Below are 16,596 nucleotides of genomic sequence, written 5' to 3' on the forward strand. Positions count from 1 at the left end.
TTCCGGACGGACGTACTCACTGCACGCAGAACTCGTTCCCCTCCGGGTCGGCCATCACGGTCCACTCCCCGGACGGCTCCTTCACCTCGCGCAGCACACGCGCCCCCAGCGCCCGCAGCCGCTCCACCTCGTCGGCCCGACGCCCCGCACCGGGGTGCAGATCGAGATGCAGCCGGTTCTTCACCGTCTTCGCCTCCGGCACCCGCTGGAACAGCAGCCGCCGCCCCAGCCCGGTCCCGCTGTCCGCGTCGAAGGGGTCCTCCGGATGCCGTACGGCGATCAGGTCCCGGAAGGCCGGACGGCCATGGAACTCCACGGTCGCCGCCCCCGGCAGCGCACCGGCCGCCAGCAACCGCTCGACGAGCGCGCTGTTGTCCTCCACCGCGTAGTGCAGCGCCCCGGCCCAGAAATCGGCCTGGGCGTGCGGATCGGCGGCGTCGACGACGAGCTTCCAGTGGACGGGCGAGGGCGTCTCAGTCATGTGCCCCACTTAACCAGCCGCCACTGACACTCGGTCCGACCTTCAGGCCGAGTCCGGCATCACCAGCCCGTCCGGCGCTTGAGGCGAGGTTCCTTCAGGGCCGAACGGGGGCCTGGGGGCAGAGCCCCCAGTCACACGTCCACCGCGGCAGACGGCACCTGAGAAGCCGACGCCACCTCACCCAACCCCTTCGGCCGCCGCGCGGAGCGCCAAGCGTCGGCGGTCAGCAGCACCAGCGCCAGCCACACCAGCCCGAACCCGGCCCACCGCTCCGCCGGCATCTCCTCGCCGAAGTAGACGACCCCGAGCAGGAACTGGAACACCGGCGCCAGATACTGCAGCAGCCCCAGCGTGGACAGCGGCACCCGGATGGCGGCGGCCCCGAAGCACACCAGGGGCAGCGCGGTGACCACACCGGTCGAGGCCAGCAGGGCCGCGTGACCGGCGCCCTCGGAGGCGAACGTGGCGCCGCCGTGCGCCGACAGCCACAGCAGATAGCCCAGCGCGGGCAGGAACTGGATCGCGGTCTCCGCGGCCAGCGACTCCACCCCGCCGAGGTTGACCTTCTTCTTCACGAGGCCGTATGTGGCGAAGGAGAACGCCAGACACAGCGAGATCCACGGCGGACGGCCGTACCCGACGGTCAGCACGAGCACCGCGGCCAGACCGACGCCGACCGCCGCCCACTGCACCGGCCGCAGCCGCTCCTTCAGGATCAGCACGCCCATCGCGATGGTGACCAGCGGATTGATGAAGTACCCGAGGGAGGCCTCCACCACGTGCCCGGAGTTCACGGCCCAGATGTAGACACCCCAGTTCACCGTGATCACGGCCGCGGCGATCACCACCAGCCCGAGCCGGCGCGGCTGCCGCAGCAGCTCCCCGGCCCACGCCCAGCGCCGTACGACCAGCAGGGCCGCGGCCACGAAGGCGAGGGACCACACCATGCGGTGGGCGAGGATCTCCACCGCCCCGGCGGGCTTGAGCAGGGGCCAGAACAGGGGGACCAGCCCCCACATCCCGTACGCCGCGAAGCCGTTCAGCAGACCTATCCGGCCCTCACCCTTCGACGACCCGGCCACGGGCGCCCCTCCCTCTCGCTTCCTCGCGTGCCTTCACGCACGCGTGCTCGAAGGTAACGCCGAAGACCCCCGTCCGTCATGCCCGTATCGCCATACGGTCATGACAGGCGGGGGCGGGGAGGTCCGCAGGCCGTACGGGGGCGGGTCAGCCCTTGAGCGCGGCCGTGATCGCCTCGGCGAGCGGGGTGGTCGGGCGGCCCGCCAGACGCGAGAGGTCGCCGCTGTCGACCACCAGCTCGCCCTTCTCTATCGACGCGTCCACGCCGACCAGGATCGTGGCGAACTGCTCGGGCAGTCCGGCGCCGGTCAGGATGCCGACGAGCGCCTCGGCGGGCACCGCGTTGTAGACGATCTCCTTGCCGGTCTGCCGGCTCAGCTCGGCCGCGTACTCGGCGAAGCTCCACGCCTCGTCGCCGCCCAGCTCGTACGTCTTGTTCTCGTGACCCTCGCCGGTCAGCACGGCGACGGCGGCGGCCGCGTAGTCCGCGCGGGAGGCGGAGGACACCCGGCCCTCACCGGCGGACGCGACGACCGCGTTGTGCTCCAGGACCGGGGCGAGCTGCTCGGTGTAGTTCTCGTGGTACCAGCCGTTGCGCAGCAGCGCGTACGGCACGCCCGAGGAGGTCAGCGCCGCCTCGGTGGCGCGGTGGTCGTCGGCGAGCGCGGCGCTCAGCGTGCCCGGCGCGCTGGTGTACGCCAGCAGCGCGACCCCGGCGGCCTTCGCCCGGTCGATGACGACCTGGTGCTGTGCGGGGCGGCCCTTGTCGAACTCGTTGCCCGAGATCAGCAGCACCTTGTCGCCGGCCGCGAACAGGCCGTCGAAGGTCTCGGGGGTGTTGTAGTCGGCGATCACGAGCTTCACGCCGCGTGCGGCGAAGTCCGCGGCCTTGGCCTCGTCACGCACGACGGCTGTGATCTGCTCCGCCGGGACCTTCTCGAGCAGCTGCTCGACGACATGGCGGCCGAGCTTTCCGGTGGCTCCGGTGACGACGATGCTCATGGCTCAGAACTCCTAGGGGGGTAGCGGGTCTGCCACCCACCCTAGGGGGAGCGCTAACTAAGCGAAAGTACCCACTTCAAGGTAAGGTACTGATATCAAGGTAAGTGCCTCTGAGCTGCGGTGATCTTTCCTGGGGAGGCTCAGCCGACGACCGTCCAGGTGTCCCCGCCCGCCAGCAGCGCGGCCAGATCGCCCTTCCCGTGCTGCTCGACGGCCGTGTCGAGCTGGTCGGCCATCTGGGTGTCGTAGACCGGCCGCTCGACGGAGCGCAGGACACCGATCGGGGTGTTGTGCAGGGTGTCGGGGTCGGCGAGCCGGGAGAGCGCGAAGGCGGTGGTCGGGGACGCCGCGTGCGCGTCGTGGACCAGGATGTCCCCCTCGTTCTCCGCGGTCACGGCGACGACCCGCAGATCACCGGTCGCCGCGTCCCGGACGACGCCCTTGCCGCCCTCGGCCCCGAACCGGATCGGCTGCCCGTGCTCCAGCCGGATCACGGCCTCCTCGGCCTGCTGCTTGTCCTTGACCGCGTCGAAGGCGCCGTCGTTGAAGATGTTGCAGTTCTGGTAGATCTCGATCAGCGCCGTGCCCGGGTGCGCGGCGGCCTGCCGGAGCACCTCCGTCAGATGCTTGCGGTCGGAGTCGATGGTCCGGGCGACGAAGGAGGCCTCGGCGCCGAGGGCCAGGGAGACCGGGTTGAAGGGGGCGTCCAGCGACCCCATCGGCGTCGACTTGGTGATCTTGCCGACCTCGGAGGTGGGGGAGTACTGGCCCTTCGTGAGTCCGTAGATCCGGTTGTTGAAGAGGAGGATCTTGAGGTTGACGTTGCGGCGCAGGGCGTGGATGAGGTGGTTGCCGCCGATGGACAGCGCGTCCCCGTCACCCGTGACCACCCAGACGCTCAGGTCGCGGCGGCTGGTGGCGAGCCCGGTCGCGATCGCCGGGGCCCGGCCGTGGATCGAGTGCATGCCGTACGTGTTCATGTAGTACGGGAAGCGCGAGGAGCAGCCGATGCCGGAGACGAAGACGATGTTCTCCCTGGCCAGCCCCAGTTCCGGCATGAACCCCTGGACGGCGGCGAGGATCGCGTAGTCGCCGCAGCCCGGGCACCAGCGCACCTCCTGGTCCGACTTGAAGTCCTTCATGGACTGCCGGCCTTCGGCCTTGGGCACGAGGTGGAGTGGCTCAGTGGTCATGGATGGCCTCCTTGAGCGCCGTGGCGAGCTGCTCCGCCTTGAACGGCATGCCGTTCACCTGGTTGTAGGAGTGGGCGTCGACCAGATACCTCGCCCGGATGAGGGTGGCGAGCTGGCCGAGGTTCATCTCGGGGACGACGACCCGGTCGTAGGCCCTGAGTACCTCGCCCAGGTTGCGCGGGAAGGGGTTCAGATGCCGCAGATGGGCCTGCGCGACCGCTTCCCCGGCCGCCCGCAGCCGTCGTACGGCGGCCGTGATCGGCCCGTACGTCGACCCCCAGCCCAGCACCAGGGTTCCCGCCCCGTCCGGGTCGTCGACCCGCAGGTCGGGGACCTCGATACCGTCGATCTTGGCCTGGCGGGTGCGGACCATCAGGTCGTGGTTGGCCGGGTCGTAGGAGATGTTCCCGGTGCCGTCCTGCTTCTCGATGCCGCCGATGCGGTGTTCGAGGCCCGGGGTGCCCGGGATCGCCCACGGCCGGGCGAGGGTCTGCGGATCCCGCTTGTACGGCCAGAAGACCTCGGAGCCGTCGTCCAGGGTGTGGTTCGGCCCCGAGGCGAACTGCACCCGAAGATCGGGCAGCTCGTCCGGTTCGGGGATGCGCCAGGGCTCGGAGCCGTTGGCGAGATAGCCGTCGGACAGGAGGAAGACGGGGGTGCGGTACGTCAGGGCGATCCGCGCGGCCTCCAGGGCGGCGTCGAAGCAGTCGGCGGGCGTGCAGGGGGCGACGACCGGCACCGGGGCCTCGCCGTTGCGCCCGTACATCGCCTGGAGCAGGTCGGCCTGCTCGGTCTTGGTCGGCAGCCCCGTCGAGGGACCCCCGCGCTGGATGTCGACGACCAGCAGCGGCAGCTCCAGCGAGACCGCGAGCCCGATGGTCTCCGACTTCAGCGCCACACCCGGCCCGGACGTGGTGGTGACGGCGAGGGATCCCCCGAAGGCCGCCCCCAGCGCGGCACCGATGCCGGCGATCTCGTCCTCGGCCTGGAAGGTGCGCACACCGAAGTTCTTGTGCCGGCTCAGCTCGTGCAGGATGTCCGAGGCCGGGGTGATCGGGTACGACCCCAGGAACAGCGGCAGATCGGCCTGCCGGGAGGCGGTGACCAGCCCGTAGGCGAGGGCCAGGTTCCCGGAGATGTTCCGGTAGGTCCCGACGGGAAAGGCCTTCGCCGCCGGGGCGACCTCGTAGGAGACGGCGAAGTCCTCGGTCGTCTCGCCGAAGTTCCAGCCGGCCCGGAAGGCGGCGATATTGGCGGCCGCGATGTCCGGTTTCCTGGCGAACTTCGACTTGAGGAACTTCTCGGTGCCCTCGGTGGGCCGGTGGTACATCCACGACAGGAGGCCGAGCGCGAACATGTTCTTGCTGCGCTCGGCCTCCTTGCGGGTGAGGTCGAATTCCTTGAGGGCCTCGACGGTCAGCGTGGTCAGGGGGACCGGGTGGAGCTGGTAACCGTCGAGGGAACCGTCCTCCAGCGGCGAGGCCGCGTACCCCACCTTCTGCATGGCGCGTTTGGTGAACTCATCGGTGTTGACGATGATCTCCGCGCCGCGCGGCACGTCCCCGATGTTCGCCTTCAGGGCCGCCGGATTCATCGCGACCAGCACATTGGGCGCGTCGCCCGGGGTCAGGATGTCGTGGTCGGCGAAGTGCAGCTGGAACGAGGAGACGCCGGGGAGAGTGCCTGCGGGCGCGCGGATCTCGGCCGGGAAGTTCGGCAGGGTGGACAGATCGTTGCCGAACGAGGCCGTCTCGGAGGTGAAGCGGTCACCGGTGAGCTGCATACCGTCACCCGAGTCACCCGCGAACCTGATGATCACCCGGTCGAGACGGCGTACGTCCTTCGCCGTCCCGTCCGGTCTGCGCTGTTCTCCCACGACGGTCCCGTCGGCCTGCTCGGCCTGCCCGGTCTGTCCCGTTGCGCTGCTGACCCGACTGGTCACTGAACTGGACCTCCCTCGAGGTGGCTGTCCCGGAGGGGTCTTCGCGAAGGCCCTCCCTGGATCAACCCTACGTCTGTAAGGGTCGCCTTCCCTCGGCCGTTCGTATGACGGTCACTGCCCTGAGACGGCCCGGCACCCCGACTTGTCATGATTTCCCGCCCCACGGTGTCGCCCCGGAAGACGCACCGACCGAGTTCCCCGGTTCACGCGAGGAACGACGTCGAGCGCGGCTCTGATCACCTTCGAGTCATCGTCGAGCCACAGTCCCACTCGGTCATGAATTGAGATAGGTGAGAACTGCTAGAACCCGACGGTGATCCCCGTCACTGGGCGAGAGTCCGAGCTTCAGGAAGATATTGCTGACGTGCTTCTCGACGGCCCCGTCGCTGACGACCAGCTGACGCGCGATGGCGGAGTTGGTCCGCCCCTCGGCCATCAGCCCCAGCACCTCCCGCTCACGCGGAGTGAGACCCGCGAGCACATCCTGCTGACGACTGCGCCCCAGCAACTGCGCGACGACCTCCGGATCGAGCGCGGTCCCCCCGGACGCCACCCGCACCACGGCGTCCACGAACTCCCGCACCTCGGCGACCCGGTCCTTGAGCAGATATCCCACGCCGCGGCTGGAACCGGCCAGCAGTTCGGTGGCGTACCTCTCCTCCACATACTGTGACAGCACCAGCACCCCGAGCCCCGGATGCTCCTTGCGCAGCTGTACGGCGGCCCGCACCCCCTCGTCGGTGTGCGTGGGCGGCATCCGCACATCGGCCACGACGACGTCGGGCAGCGCACCCTCGTCGTGCAGCTCGGTGACCGTCTTGAGCAGCGCCTCGGCGTCCCCGACTCCGGCCACGACCTCATGCCCCCGGTCGGTGAGCAACCGGGTCAGCCCCTCCCGCAACAGCACCGAATCCTCGGCGATGACCACCCGCACCCTGTCCTCCACGCTCCCGGCCCCCCAGCCGTCCACCCGTCAAGTCGAACACCTCCAGCATTCCAGCAAAGAGGCGTCCCGCACCTGCCAATGGACCGACGGCGCGGGAGGACGGCGAGAAGGGGATGAGGGGCGGCGAGAAAAGGGTGGGCCGGGGGCCCTCACGGGGGCCTTCACCGTGCGGAGCCGGCCGGGTGTCGCGGAGAACGCTCACGTCCGCCAGGGCAGCTCAGCCACCACCCGGGTGGGCCCCCCGGCCGGCGAATCCACCACCAGTACGCCGTCCACCGCGTCCAACCGCTCCGCCAGCCCCGCCAACCCCGACCCCCCGGAGATCTGCGCACCGCCCACCCCGTCATCCACCACCTGCACCATCAACCGGTCCTCCACCCGCCAGACCTCCACCGAAGCCGACCCGGCCCCGCTGTGCTTGCTCACGTTCTGCAGCAGCTCCGACACGGTGAAGTAGGCGATGCCCTCGATCGCGGCCACCGGCCGGGCCGCCCCCAGATCCACCTCCACCCGCACCGGCACCGTGCACCGCGACGCCACCGCCGACAGCGCCGCGTCCAGCCCCCGGTCCGTCAGCACCGCCGGATGAATCCCGCGCGCCAGATCCCGCAGCTCCTGAAGCGCCGTCTTCACCTCACCGTGCGCCTCGTCCACCATCCGCGCCGCCGCCTGCGGATCCTCCTGGAGCTTCTCCTTCGCCAGCCCCAGATCCATCGCCAGCGCCACCAGCCGCGCCTGCGCCCCGTCGTGCAGATCGCGCTCGATCCGCCGCAGATCCGCCGCCGCCGTGTCCACCACGACCCCCCGGTCCGACTCCAGCTCCACCACCCGCGACGCCAGCCGCGACGGCCCGAGCAGCCCGTGCACCAGCAGCCGGTCCACCGTCGTCAGCGCCCGCACGATCCACGGCGTGGCCAGCGTGACCAGCAGCCCCACCGACGCCGTGACGGTGATCTCGAAGGGGTTGTCCAGATACACCTGGTGATGCTCGTCGCCGTACAGCTGGAGCCCGTCCTGCCCGCCGTACAGCGGGAACAGCCAGAACCACAGCGGATACGTCAGCATCGTCCAGCCGAACGCCCACACCGTGACCGTCACACAGAACGAGAACACCGCCCACGGGAACCGCACCAGCACGAACAGCGCGTGCCGCCACGAGCTCCCGCTCTTCAGCACCGCCCCCATCCACGCCATCGGCCCGTCCCGCCCGTCCCGCCCCCGCACCCGCAACGGCTCCGGATCCCGCACCTGAAGCCCCAGCAGTCCCCGCGCCCGCGCCCGCTCCAGCGCCCCGAAGCCCCGGCACGCCGCCAGCCCCGCGGCCAGCACCGGGATGCCGAGGAACGTCACCAGCAGCCCCGCCCCGACGGACAGCATGGTCACGGTGAAGACGAACAGCAGGACGCTCAGCGGAAAACCGAGCAGCACATAGGCCAGCTCCCGCCAGTGCCGCCCGCTGACCGGCTCGAGCAGCACGGCCGGCAGCCGACGCCGCCGCATCCCATGCCCCCCGTACGCCCCCTCGCGCCCGGCGCCGTACTCATCGCCGTACTCGTCACCGTACGACTCGTAAGGCTCGTACTGCCCATACCGCGTGGCCATCGGCGCCGTCCGTTCTGCTCGTCGCGGAGCTGCTGTCCCCTACCTCCACCCTCCTCGGCGCGGCCCTTGGGAGCCATGGAGTCCGTCGGTCTATGGAACGGGGGGTTTTCCCTACCCCTCCGGCCGCCGCTCCCGCCACGGCAGCTCCGCCGTCACCGTCGTCGGCCCGCCGGCTGGCGACTCCACCACGAACACCCCGTCCACGGCGTCCAGCCGCTCCGCGAGCCCCCGCATCCCCGTCCCCGCGTCGAGCCGCGCACCGCCCCGGCCGTCGTCCCCGACCTGGATGAGCAGCCGCTCGTCCGTCCGCCACACATCCACCGAAGCCGACCGGGCCCCGCTGTGCTTGCTGATGTTCTGCAGCAACTCCGAGACCGTGAAGTAGGCGATCCCCTCGATGGCCTGCGCCGGTCGGGACGCCAGATCGACGGTCACCTTCACCGGCACCGTGCACCGCGAGGCCACCGCCGACAGCGCCGCGTCCAGCCCCCGGTCCGTCAGTACGGCCGGATGGATGCCCCGCGCCAGATCCCGCAGCTCCTGCAGCGCGAGCTTCACCTCGCCGTGCGCCTCCTCGACCATCGCCGCGACCACGTCGTCGGCCCGCCCCTCCTGGAGCTTCTCCTTCGCCAGCCCCAGCCCCATCGCCAGATTGACCAGCCGCGCCTGCGCCCCGTCGTGCAGATCCCGCTCGATCCGCCGCAGATCCGCCGCCGCCGTGTCCACCACGACCCCCCGGTCCGACTCCAGCTCCGCGATCCGCCGCTCCAGCTCGTCGGACGGCGACAGCAGCGCCCGCACCATCGCCCGGTCCACATTGGTCAGCCCGCGCGCGAGGTAGGGGAGCACCGGCCACAGCACGAACAGGGCGGGCAGGACTACGGTGAAGGTGAGGATGCCCCAGGGCAGCCGGACGAAGTCGTAGAGCACCGTGCGCCAGGCCACCGGATCCTTCAGCGCCAGCCACATCCGTGCGAGCGGCCCGCCCGCCCTGCGCAACGGCAGCGGGCTCGGCTCGTCGACCCGCACCCCCAGCAGCAGCCGCGCCCGCGCCCGCTCGAACCGGCCCGCCAGCCGCGCCCCCGCCAGTCCGAGCGCCAGCAGCGGCAACCCGACCACGGTGAGGGTCAGCGAGGCGCCCGTGAACAACACCGTCATCACATAGACGAACCCGAACAACGACATCGGCAGGTTCGCCAGAAGATGCGCGATCTCCTTCCACGTCTGCATGTCGAGCGCGGGCTTCACCGGCGGCAGCTCGTCATCGGGCTGGTGGACGCCGGGCCGGCGGTCGCCAGGCTGGTGGTCGCCGAGCTGGTGGGAAGTGGTCATATGCGTTAGCGTGCCGCGCCGCGCGCCCCGGCGCCATGAGGTTCCCCGCCCCGGTCCCCTGGGGAAAACCCCCGTCCCACGGTCCAAGGCGTGACGGGCTGCTTACCGTCCCTTTATCAGGGCCTAGACTCCGTGCGTACAGATCGTCGAAGTGGCCCGAGTGGCCGAAGAAGCCGAAGAGGCTGAGGTCAGGGAGCGAGGGGACGGACGTGCGGGAACCGACCGTCGAGATCGCGGCGGACTACTTCCGGTCCTATTCGGTCGTCGGACTGCTCGCCGTGGTCGGCGTGCTGTTCGTGGCCGTCGCCTTCGGCGCCGGACGCCTGCTGCGCCCGGTGGTCCCGACCCCCGAGAAGCTCCTGACGTACGAGTGCGGCGTCGACCCCGTCGGCGAGGGCTGGGCCCACACCCAGGTCCGCTACTACGTCTACGCCTTCCTCTACGTCATCTTCGCCGTCGACTCGATCTTCCTGTTCCCCTGGGCGACGGTCTTCGCCGCCCCCGGCTACGGCGCCACGACCCTCGTGGAGATGTTCATCTTCCTCGGCTTCCTCGCCGTAGGCCTGCTGTACGCATACAAGAAGGGCGTCCTGACATGGACGTGACTCCGGAGCCCGTTCTGCTGCCCGAGCCGAAGCGCCTGGGCGCCCTCGCGCGCCTGGCCCCCGAGCCGATGAAGGTCGTCCTCAACTGGGGCCGCCGCTACTCGCTCTGGGTCTTCAACTTCGGCCTCGCCTGCTGCGCCATCGAGTTCATCGCCGCGTCGATGGCCCGCCACGACTTCATCCGCCTCGGCGTCATCCCCTTCGCCCCGGGGCCCCGCCAGGCCGACCTGATGGTCGTCTCCGGCACGGTCACCGACAAGATGGCCCCCGCGGTGAAGCGCCTGTACGAGCAGATGCCCGAGCCGAAGTACGTCATCTCCTTCGGCGCGTGCAGCAACTGCGGCGGCCCCTACTGGGACTCGTACTCCGTGACGAAGGGCGTCGACCAGATCATCCCCGTCGACGTCTACGTCCCCGGCTGCCCGCCCCGCCCCGAGGCCCTCCTCCAGGGCATCCTCAAGCTCCAGGAGAAGATCGCCCGGGAGTCCCTGCACGAGCGCTACGGCACCTCCCGTCCGTCCGCCGCCGCCCTCCAGAGCGGCCTCGTGAAGCCGCCCACCGCAGAGGGGAACGCGGGATGACCACCATCGGCTGGCTGCCCGCCCCCGTCGAGGACCTCTTCGGCCCGGACGCCACGGCCGAGGAGTCCTACGACGTCCTGACCGTCGACGTCCCGCCGGCCTCCTGGACCGCCGCCCTGCGCACCGCCCGCGACGACCTCTCCTGCACCTACTTCGACTGGCTGAGCGCCGTCGACGAACCGGGCACCGGCTTCCGCGTCGCCGCCCATGTCGTCGCCCTCGCCCCGGTCCGCCGCCTGCTCCTGCGCACGACCGTCCCGCACGAGGCCCCGGTCCTCGCCTCCGCCGTCGACGTCTACGCGGGCGCCGGCTGGCACGAGCGCGAGACCCGGGAGATGTTCGGCGTCGCCTTCGAGGGCCACCCCTTCCCGCACCACCTCCTCCTCCCCGAGAACTTCGAGGGCCACCCCCTCCGCAAGGACTTCGTCCTCGCGGCCCGCGTCGCCAAGGCCTGGCCCGGCGCCAAGGAACCGGGGGAGTCCGCGGCAGGTGCGGCGCACGGCGGCCCCAAGCGCCGCCAGATGCTGCCCCCCGGCGTCCCCGACCCGAACGACTGGGGCCCCCTCAAGGGCCAGCTCCCGCCCGCCCCGGCCCGCCCGGCCCGGGCGGCGGCCGGCCGCGCCGCAGGCGACCGCCCGACCCGTCCCGCCCCTGGCGAACGCCCGCCCCGCCGCACCCGCACCGCGGCCGAGGGCTCCGCCAGCCAGACGGCCCCGCAGGCACCCGCCACGGCAGCCGCCCCGGAAACCGGCACGCCCTCCGCGACGACGCCGCCTCCGTCCACGGCCCGCCGCACGAGAACCGCCGGCGCAGGCTCGGCCTCCCAGCGCACCGAGGCCACGAAGCCGGCCGAGGCCCCGAAGGCCACCGAGGAGCCCACCGGCCCGGCCACCACGGCCGGAGCGGCCCCTGAAGGAACGGCCGCTCCGGACGGCGCGGCCCCCGCACCGACCGCGAGCCCCGCCCGGCCCTCCCACAGCTCCGACGCCCCCTGGCACCACGCCCGCCCGGCCTTCGACGAGCAACAGCCGGAGCCGGAGCCGGAGCCGGAGCAGAGGCCGCAGCCGGAGCAGCAGCCGGAGCCGCAGCAGCCGGAGCCGGGGCAGGTGTCCGAGGAACGCGGTGCCGCCCCCGAAGACACCGACCCCGAATCCCCGTCAGGAGGCCCGCAGTGAACGACGCTCTCGACGTCACCCTGCGACTCCTGATCGTCTTCGTCGTCTTCCTCACCTTCCCCCTGATCGTCGGTCAGACCGAGCACAAGGTGATGGCCCATATGCAGGGCCGCCTCGGCCCGATGTACGCGGGCGGCTTCCACGGCTGGGCCCAGCTCATCGCGGACGGGGTGAAGTTCGCGCAGAAGGAGGACGTGGTCCCCGCGGGCGCGGACCGCCGTATCTTCCAGCTCGCCCCCGCCGTCGCCCTCCTGCCCTACCTCCTCGTCCTCCTCGCCATCCCGATCGGCCCCGGCGAGGGCGCCGTCGGCCAGGTCCTGGACGCGGGCGTGTTCTTCGTCCTCGCCGTGATGGGCGTCGGCGTGCTCGGCTCCCTCATGGCGGGCTGGGCCAGCGCCAACAAGTTCTCCCTCCTCGGCGGCCTGCGCACCGCCGCCCAGCTCCTCGCCTACGAACTCCCGATGCTGCTCACCGCCGCCTCGGTGGCGATGGCGGCCGGCACGGTCTCCCTGCCCGGCATCGTCGACGCCTTCGAGTGGTGGTGGCTGCCCTGGCAGATCGTCGGCGCGATCGTCTTCTTCGTCGCCGGCCTCGCCGAACTCCAGCGCCCTCCCTTCGACATGCCCGTCGCCGACTCCGAGATCATCTTCGGCGCGTACACCGAGTACACCGGTCTGCGGTTCGCCCTGTTCCTCCTCGCCGAGTACGCCGGGATCGTCGTCCTGTGCGGCCTGACCACCGTCCTCTTCCTGGGCGGCTGGCACGGCCCCTGGGGCGCCGACGGCCTCGGCTGGGTCTGGACCCTGCTGAAGACGGCCGTCCTCGCCTTCGTCGTCATCTGGCTGCGGGTCACCTATCCCCGGCTGCGCGAGGACCAGCTCCAGAAGCTGTCCTGGACCCTCCTCGTCCCCCTCTCCCTCGCCCAGATCGCCCTCACCGGCGTCGTCAAGGTGGTGATCTCCTAGTGGCCCCCATCCCTGGCTCCGGCCTCGCCAAGGGCCTGGCCGTCACCCTGCGCACGATGACGAGGAAGACCGTCACCGAGCAGTACCCGGACGCCCAGCCGGAGCTCCCGCCCCGCACCCGGGGCGTGATCGGTCTGTTCGAGGAGAACTGCACGGTCTGCATGCTCTGCGCCCGTGAGTGCCCCGACTGGTGCATCTACATCGACTCCCACAAGGAGACGGTCCCGCCCGCCGCCCCGGGCGGCCGCGAGCGCAGCCGCAACGTCCTCGACCGCTTCGCCATCGACTTCTCGCTGTGCATGTACTGCGGTATCTGCATCGAGGTCTGTCCTTTCGACGCCCTGTTCTGGTCCCCGGAGTTCGAGTACGCCGAGACCGACATCCGCGAACTCACCCACGAGCGGGACAAGCTCCGCGAGTGGATGTGGACGGTCCCGGCCCCGCCCGCCCTCGACCCCGCCGCCGAGGAGCCGAAGGAGATCGCCGCCGCCCGCAAGACGGCCGAGAAGCTGGCCGCCGCCCAGGCCCAGCCCACGGAGGCCACCGAGGCCACGGAGGCCACCGCGTCCGGCGAGCCCACCGAGCCCCAGGGAGGGGAGTCGTGACCCCCGCCTCCTCCGCCGCCACGGCCGCCCTGGCCGCGGCGCCGCACGGTTTCCTGTCCCCGACCGGTGTCGAGATCGCGTTCGTCCTCGTCGGCCTGGCCACCTTCGGTGCCGCCCTGGTCACCGTCACCACCCGGCAGCTGGTCCACGCCGCCCTGTGGCTGGTGGTCGCCCTCGGCGGCCTCGCCGTCGAGTACCTCCTGCTCACCGCGGAGTTCATCGCCTGGGTGCAGGTCCTCATCTATGTCGGTTCCGTCGTCGTCCTCCTTCTCTTCGGTCTGATGCTCACCAAGGCCCCCATCGGCCGCTCCCCGGACGCCGACTCCGGCAACCGCTGGGCCGCCCTGACGGTCGCCGTCGCCGCGGCCGCCGCGCTCGTCTGGGTGGTCGTCGACGCCTTCCGCACCACCTGGATCGACCTGGACGGCCCGGCCGCCGGCTCCACCGAGGTCACCGGCGCGAGCCTCTTCCAGAACTGGGTCCTTCCCTTCGAGGCCCTCTCCGTCCTCCTCCTCGCGGCCCTGGTCGGCGCGATCGTCCTGTCCCGCAAGGCGAGGACGGAGCCCGATGCGAGCTCTCCCCCCGTGAACGCCCGGGGTGTCACCAGGAGTTCCCCTCCGGCCACGGAAAGTGACGAAGAATTTTCCGGCTCCCCGGCCGCATCCGGCTCCCCGGCCGAACAGGAAGGCGCCCGCTGATGCACCTCGCCTACCCGGCCGTCCTCGCCGCGCTCCTCTTCTGCACCGGCCTGTACGGCGTCCTCGCCCGCCGGAACGCGATCCTGGTCCTGATGTCGGTCGAGCTGATGCTCAACGCCGTCAACCTCAACCTCGTCGCCTTCGACGTCTGGCTCAGCCGGGCCGCCGAGGAGACCCTGCACTCCGGACAGGCCCTGACCCTGTTCACCATCGCCATCGCCGCCGCCGAGATCGGCATCGGCCTGGCCATCGTCCTCGCCGTGTACCGGGCCCGCGGCACCTCGGACATCGACCGGCTCCGCGACACCGCCGAGGGCCACGAGAGCGACACCCCCGAGACCGGCACCGCCGGGACCGGGCCGGGCACCGAGAAGGCTGAGGCCACCGCGTGACCACGACCACCCTCGCCGTCCTCGTCCCCCTCCTGCCCTTCCTGGGCGCGGTCGCCGGACTGCTCCTCGGGCGCAACGCCCCCGGGTTCGTCCGCCCCCTCGCCGTCCTGCCGACCCTCACCGCCCTCGTCCTGGCCGTCGTCGTCGCCGTACGCCAGGGCGGCGACGCCGCCCTCACCGCGGCCACCGAACTCACCCCGACCGGCTCGGTCCCGATCGAGCTCTCCCTGTACATCGACGGCTTCGCCGCCCTGGTGGCCGTCCTGGTCGGCACCGTCGCCACCTGTGTGCAGATCTACTCCACCGGCTACCTCCGAGAGGACCCGCGCTACCCCTCGTACGCCGCGCTCGTCTCCTTGTTCACCTCCGCGATGTTCCTGGTCGTCTACACCGGCGACCTGATCGTGCTGCTGGTCGGCTGGGAAGTCATGGGCATCTGCTCCTACTTCCTCGTCGGCCACTACTGGGAGACCTCCGAGGCCCGCGCCGCCTCCCTCAAGGCCTTCCTGGTCACCAAGCTCGGCGACGTCCCGTTCCTCATCGGTCTGTTCGCCCTCGCCACCGACGCCGGCTCCTTCGAGATCACGAAGGTCCTCGACACCGTCGCCGACGGCGGCCTCGGCCACCCGACCGTCATCGCCCTGCTGCTCCTCGCGGGTGTGGCCGGCAAGTCGGCGCAGTTCCCGCTGCACACCTGGCTCCCCGACGCGATGGCCGGCCCCACCCCCGTCTCCGCGCTGATCCACGCCGCGACGATGGTCGCCGCCGGTGTCTACTTCATCGCCCGGCTCCTGCCGGTCTTCGAGGCCTCCCAGGCCGCGATGGTCGTCCTCGCCGTGATGGCCGCCGTCACCATGGTCGGCTCCGGCCTCGCGGCGCTCGCGCAGGACGACATCAAACGCGTCCTCGCCTACTCGACGATCGGCCAGCTCGGCTACATGACCGGCGCCCTCGCCGTCGGCGACCGCTCGGCCGCCGTCTTCCACCTCCTCTCGCACGGCGCGTTCAAGGCCCTGCTGTTCCTCGCGGCCGGCGTGATCATCCACGCCGCCGGCACCAACTCGCTCGCCGCCATGTCCCGGATGAGCCGGCTGCGCGAGCGCGTCCCGGACGCCTACTGGACGATGACCGTGGCGCTCCTCGCGCTCGCCGCGATCCCGCCGTTCAGCGGTTTCTTCTCCAAGGAGTCCGTCCTCGGCGCCGCCGAGCACGTCACCACCGGCCACACCGAGCACGCCCCCGGCGCCGCCGGCTGGCTCGTCCTGATCGCCGGACTGCTCACCGCCCTCCTCACCGCCGCCTACGCCACCCGGCTGTGGCTGCTCGCCTTCCACGGCCGGGGCGCCGAGGCCCCCGACCACGGTCGCCAGCCGCTGTCCATGACCGTCGTGCTCTGGGTGCTCGCCGTCCCGTCCCTCGGCCTCGGCGCGCTCGCCTACCGCACGCTCCCCGGCTGGTTCGACGGCAACGACCTCGCCCCGACCGTCACCACCTCCGTGCTCGGCACGGGCGTGGCCCTGGCCGGCGCGCTCATCGCGTACGCCGCCTGGCGCCACCTCAGGCCCCTGGCGGTCGTCGCCCCCCTGGGCGCGGTCGCCGCGCACCCCGAGGGCGACGCGGGCCGGGTCGAGGCCGAGGCCATCGCGACCCACGCCCCCGCCTACGGCGACCTGGCCTCCGCACCCGACCCGGCGGACCCCGGGCGGCTCCTGCTCGGCCCGCTGTACCGCCACGCGGCCGTCGGCTTCCACCTCGACGCCGTGTACTCGGCGCTGTTCGTCCGCCCCGTGCAGGGCGGCGCGAGCCTCGTCCGGTTCCTCGACCGCGAGGTCGTCGACACCTACGTACGCGGCGCGGGCGCCCTGCCCCGCTGGCTCGGCGCGGCCGTACGGCGCGCCCAGACCGGCAACGTCCAGACCTATGTGAGCGCGCTGCTCGCCGGCACCGTCGTCCTGGCGGTCGCCGTCCTCCTCGTCGCCTCGGGAGCGTGAGCAGGC

16 protein-coding genes are annotated in these 16,596 nt (G+C 71.5%); 8 read left to right on the top strand and 8 right to left on the bottom strand.

What is annotated here, in order from left to right:
• Positions 1 to 16: 16 nt before the first annotated feature.
• The 8 genes from ACYQ8Q_RS27255 to ACYQ8Q_RS27290 all read right to left on the bottom strand — a co-directional run bounded on the left by ACYQ8Q_RS27255 (position 17) and on the right by ACYQ8Q_RS27290 (position 9,476).
• Positions 17 to 481, bottom strand: coding sequence for a VOC family protein (locus ACYQ8Q_RS27255; RefSeq protein ID WP_460068503.1), 465 nt, complete (start codon positions 479 to 481; stop codon positions 17 to 19).
• Positions 482 to 612: 131 nt separating this feature from the next.
• Positions 613 to 1,563, bottom strand: coding sequence for an EamA family transporter RarD (gene rarD, locus ACYQ8Q_RS27260; RefSeq protein ID WP_460068504.1), 951 nt, complete (start codon positions 1,561 to 1,563; stop codon positions 613 to 615).
• A 145-nt stretch (positions 1,564 to 1,708) separates the two neighbouring features.
• Positions 1,709 to 2,563 (bottom strand): SDR family oxidoreductase, encoded by an 855-nt coding sequence (locus tag ACYQ8Q_RS27265; protein ID WP_460068505.1) that lies wholly within the window; start codon positions 2,561 to 2,563, stop codon positions 1,709 to 1,711.
• A gap of 140 nt (positions 2,564 to 2,703) precedes the next feature.
• Entirely contained in the window at positions 2,704 to 3,756 is a 1,053-nt protein-coding gene (locus ACYQ8Q_RS27270; RefSeq protein WP_460068506.1) for a 2-oxoacid:ferredoxin oxidoreductase subunit beta, read from the bottom strand.
• Entirely contained in the window at positions 3,746 to 5,698 is a 1,953-nt protein-coding gene (locus tag ACYQ8Q_RS27275) for a 2-oxoacid:acceptor oxidoreductase subunit alpha (RefSeq protein WP_460068507.1), read from the bottom strand. Before ACYQ8Q_RS27275 ends, ACYQ8Q_RS27270 begins: the two co-directional genes overlap by 11 nt.
• A gap of 274 nt (positions 5,699 to 5,972) precedes the next feature.
• On the bottom strand, positions 5,973 to 6,644 hold the full coding sequence (locus tag ACYQ8Q_RS27280) for a response regulator transcription factor (RefSeq protein ID WP_358992212.1): 672 nt from the start codon (positions 6,642 to 6,644) through the stop codon (positions 5,973 to 5,975).
• A 198-nt stretch (positions 6,645 to 6,842) separates the two neighbouring features.
• Positions 6,843 to 8,246, bottom strand: a complete 1,404-nt coding sequence (locus tag ACYQ8Q_RS27285) for a sensor histidine kinase (protein ID WP_460068508.1) — start codon at positions 8,244 to 8,246, stop codon at positions 6,843 to 6,845.
• Between the two features lie 111 nt (positions 8,247 to 8,357).
• Positions 8,358 to 9,476, bottom strand: coding sequence for a sensor histidine kinase (locus ACYQ8Q_RS27290; RefSeq protein ID WP_460073504.1), 1,119 nt, complete (start codon positions 9,474 to 9,476; stop codon positions 8,358 to 8,360).
• Positions 9,477 to 9,787: 311 nt separating this feature from the next.
• Here ACYQ8Q_RS27290 and ACYQ8Q_RS27295 point away from each other — a divergent pair, with 311 nt between their 5' ends.
• From ACYQ8Q_RS27295 to ACYQ8Q_RS27330, 8 genes are read left to right on the top strand one after another with little or no spacing between them, the layout of a single operon-like run.
• Complete coding sequence (locus tag ACYQ8Q_RS27295; RefSeq protein WP_055637671.1) at positions 9,788 to 10,183, top strand: NADH-quinone oxidoreductase subunit A; 396 nt, start codon at positions 9,788 to 9,790, stop codon at positions 10,181 to 10,183.
• Entirely contained in the window at positions 10,174 to 10,764 is a 591-nt protein-coding gene (locus ACYQ8Q_RS27300) for an NADH-quinone oxidoreductase subunit B (protein WP_460068509.1), read from the top strand. Before ACYQ8Q_RS27295 ends, ACYQ8Q_RS27300 begins: the two co-directional genes overlap by 10 nt.
• On the top strand, positions 10,761 to 11,939 hold the full coding sequence (locus ACYQ8Q_RS27305; protein WP_460068510.1) for an NADH-quinone oxidoreductase subunit C: 1,179 nt from the start codon (positions 10,761 to 10,763) through the stop codon (positions 11,937 to 11,939). Before ACYQ8Q_RS27300 ends, ACYQ8Q_RS27305 begins: the two co-directional genes overlap by 4 nt.
• Positions 11,936 to 12,904 carry a complex I subunit 1/NuoH family protein gene (locus tag ACYQ8Q_RS27310; RefSeq protein WP_460068511.1) on the top strand — a complete coding sequence of 323 codons (969 nt, stop codon included), beginning with the start codon at positions 11,936 to 11,938 and terminating at the stop codon, positions 12,902 to 12,904. Before ACYQ8Q_RS27305 ends, ACYQ8Q_RS27310 begins: the two co-directional genes overlap by 4 nt.
• The gene (locus tag ACYQ8Q_RS27315) at positions 12,904 to 13,509 is read left to right on the top strand and encodes a NuoI/complex I 23 kDa subunit family protein (RefSeq protein WP_460068512.1); all 606 of its coding nucleotides are present in this window, start codon (positions 12,904 to 12,906) and stop codon (positions 13,507 to 13,509) included. Before ACYQ8Q_RS27310 ends, ACYQ8Q_RS27315 begins: the two co-directional genes overlap by 1 nt.
• On the top strand, positions 13,506 to 14,207 hold the full coding sequence (locus ACYQ8Q_RS27320; protein ID WP_460068513.1) for an NADH-quinone oxidoreductase subunit J family protein: 702 nt from the start codon (positions 13,506 to 13,508) through the stop codon (positions 14,205 to 14,207). Before ACYQ8Q_RS27315 ends, ACYQ8Q_RS27320 begins: the two co-directional genes overlap by 4 nt.
• Complete coding sequence (gene nuoK / locus ACYQ8Q_RS27325; RefSeq protein ID WP_460068514.1) at positions 14,207 to 14,599, top strand: NADH-quinone oxidoreductase subunit NuoK; 393 nt, start codon at positions 14,207 to 14,209, stop codon at positions 14,597 to 14,599. Before ACYQ8Q_RS27320 ends, nuoK begins: the two co-directional genes overlap by 1 nt.
• Positions 14,596 to 16,590 carry an NADH-quinone oxidoreductase subunit 5 family protein gene (locus ACYQ8Q_RS27330; RefSeq protein WP_460068515.1) on the top strand — a complete coding sequence of 665 codons (1,995 nt, stop codon included), beginning with the start codon at positions 14,596 to 14,598 and terminating at the stop codon, positions 16,588 to 16,590. Before nuoK ends, ACYQ8Q_RS27330 begins: the two co-directional genes overlap by 4 nt.
• Positions 16,591 to 16,596: the final 6 nt, after the last annotated feature.

The organism is Streptomyces sp. YKOK-I1, from assembly GCF_054660435.1.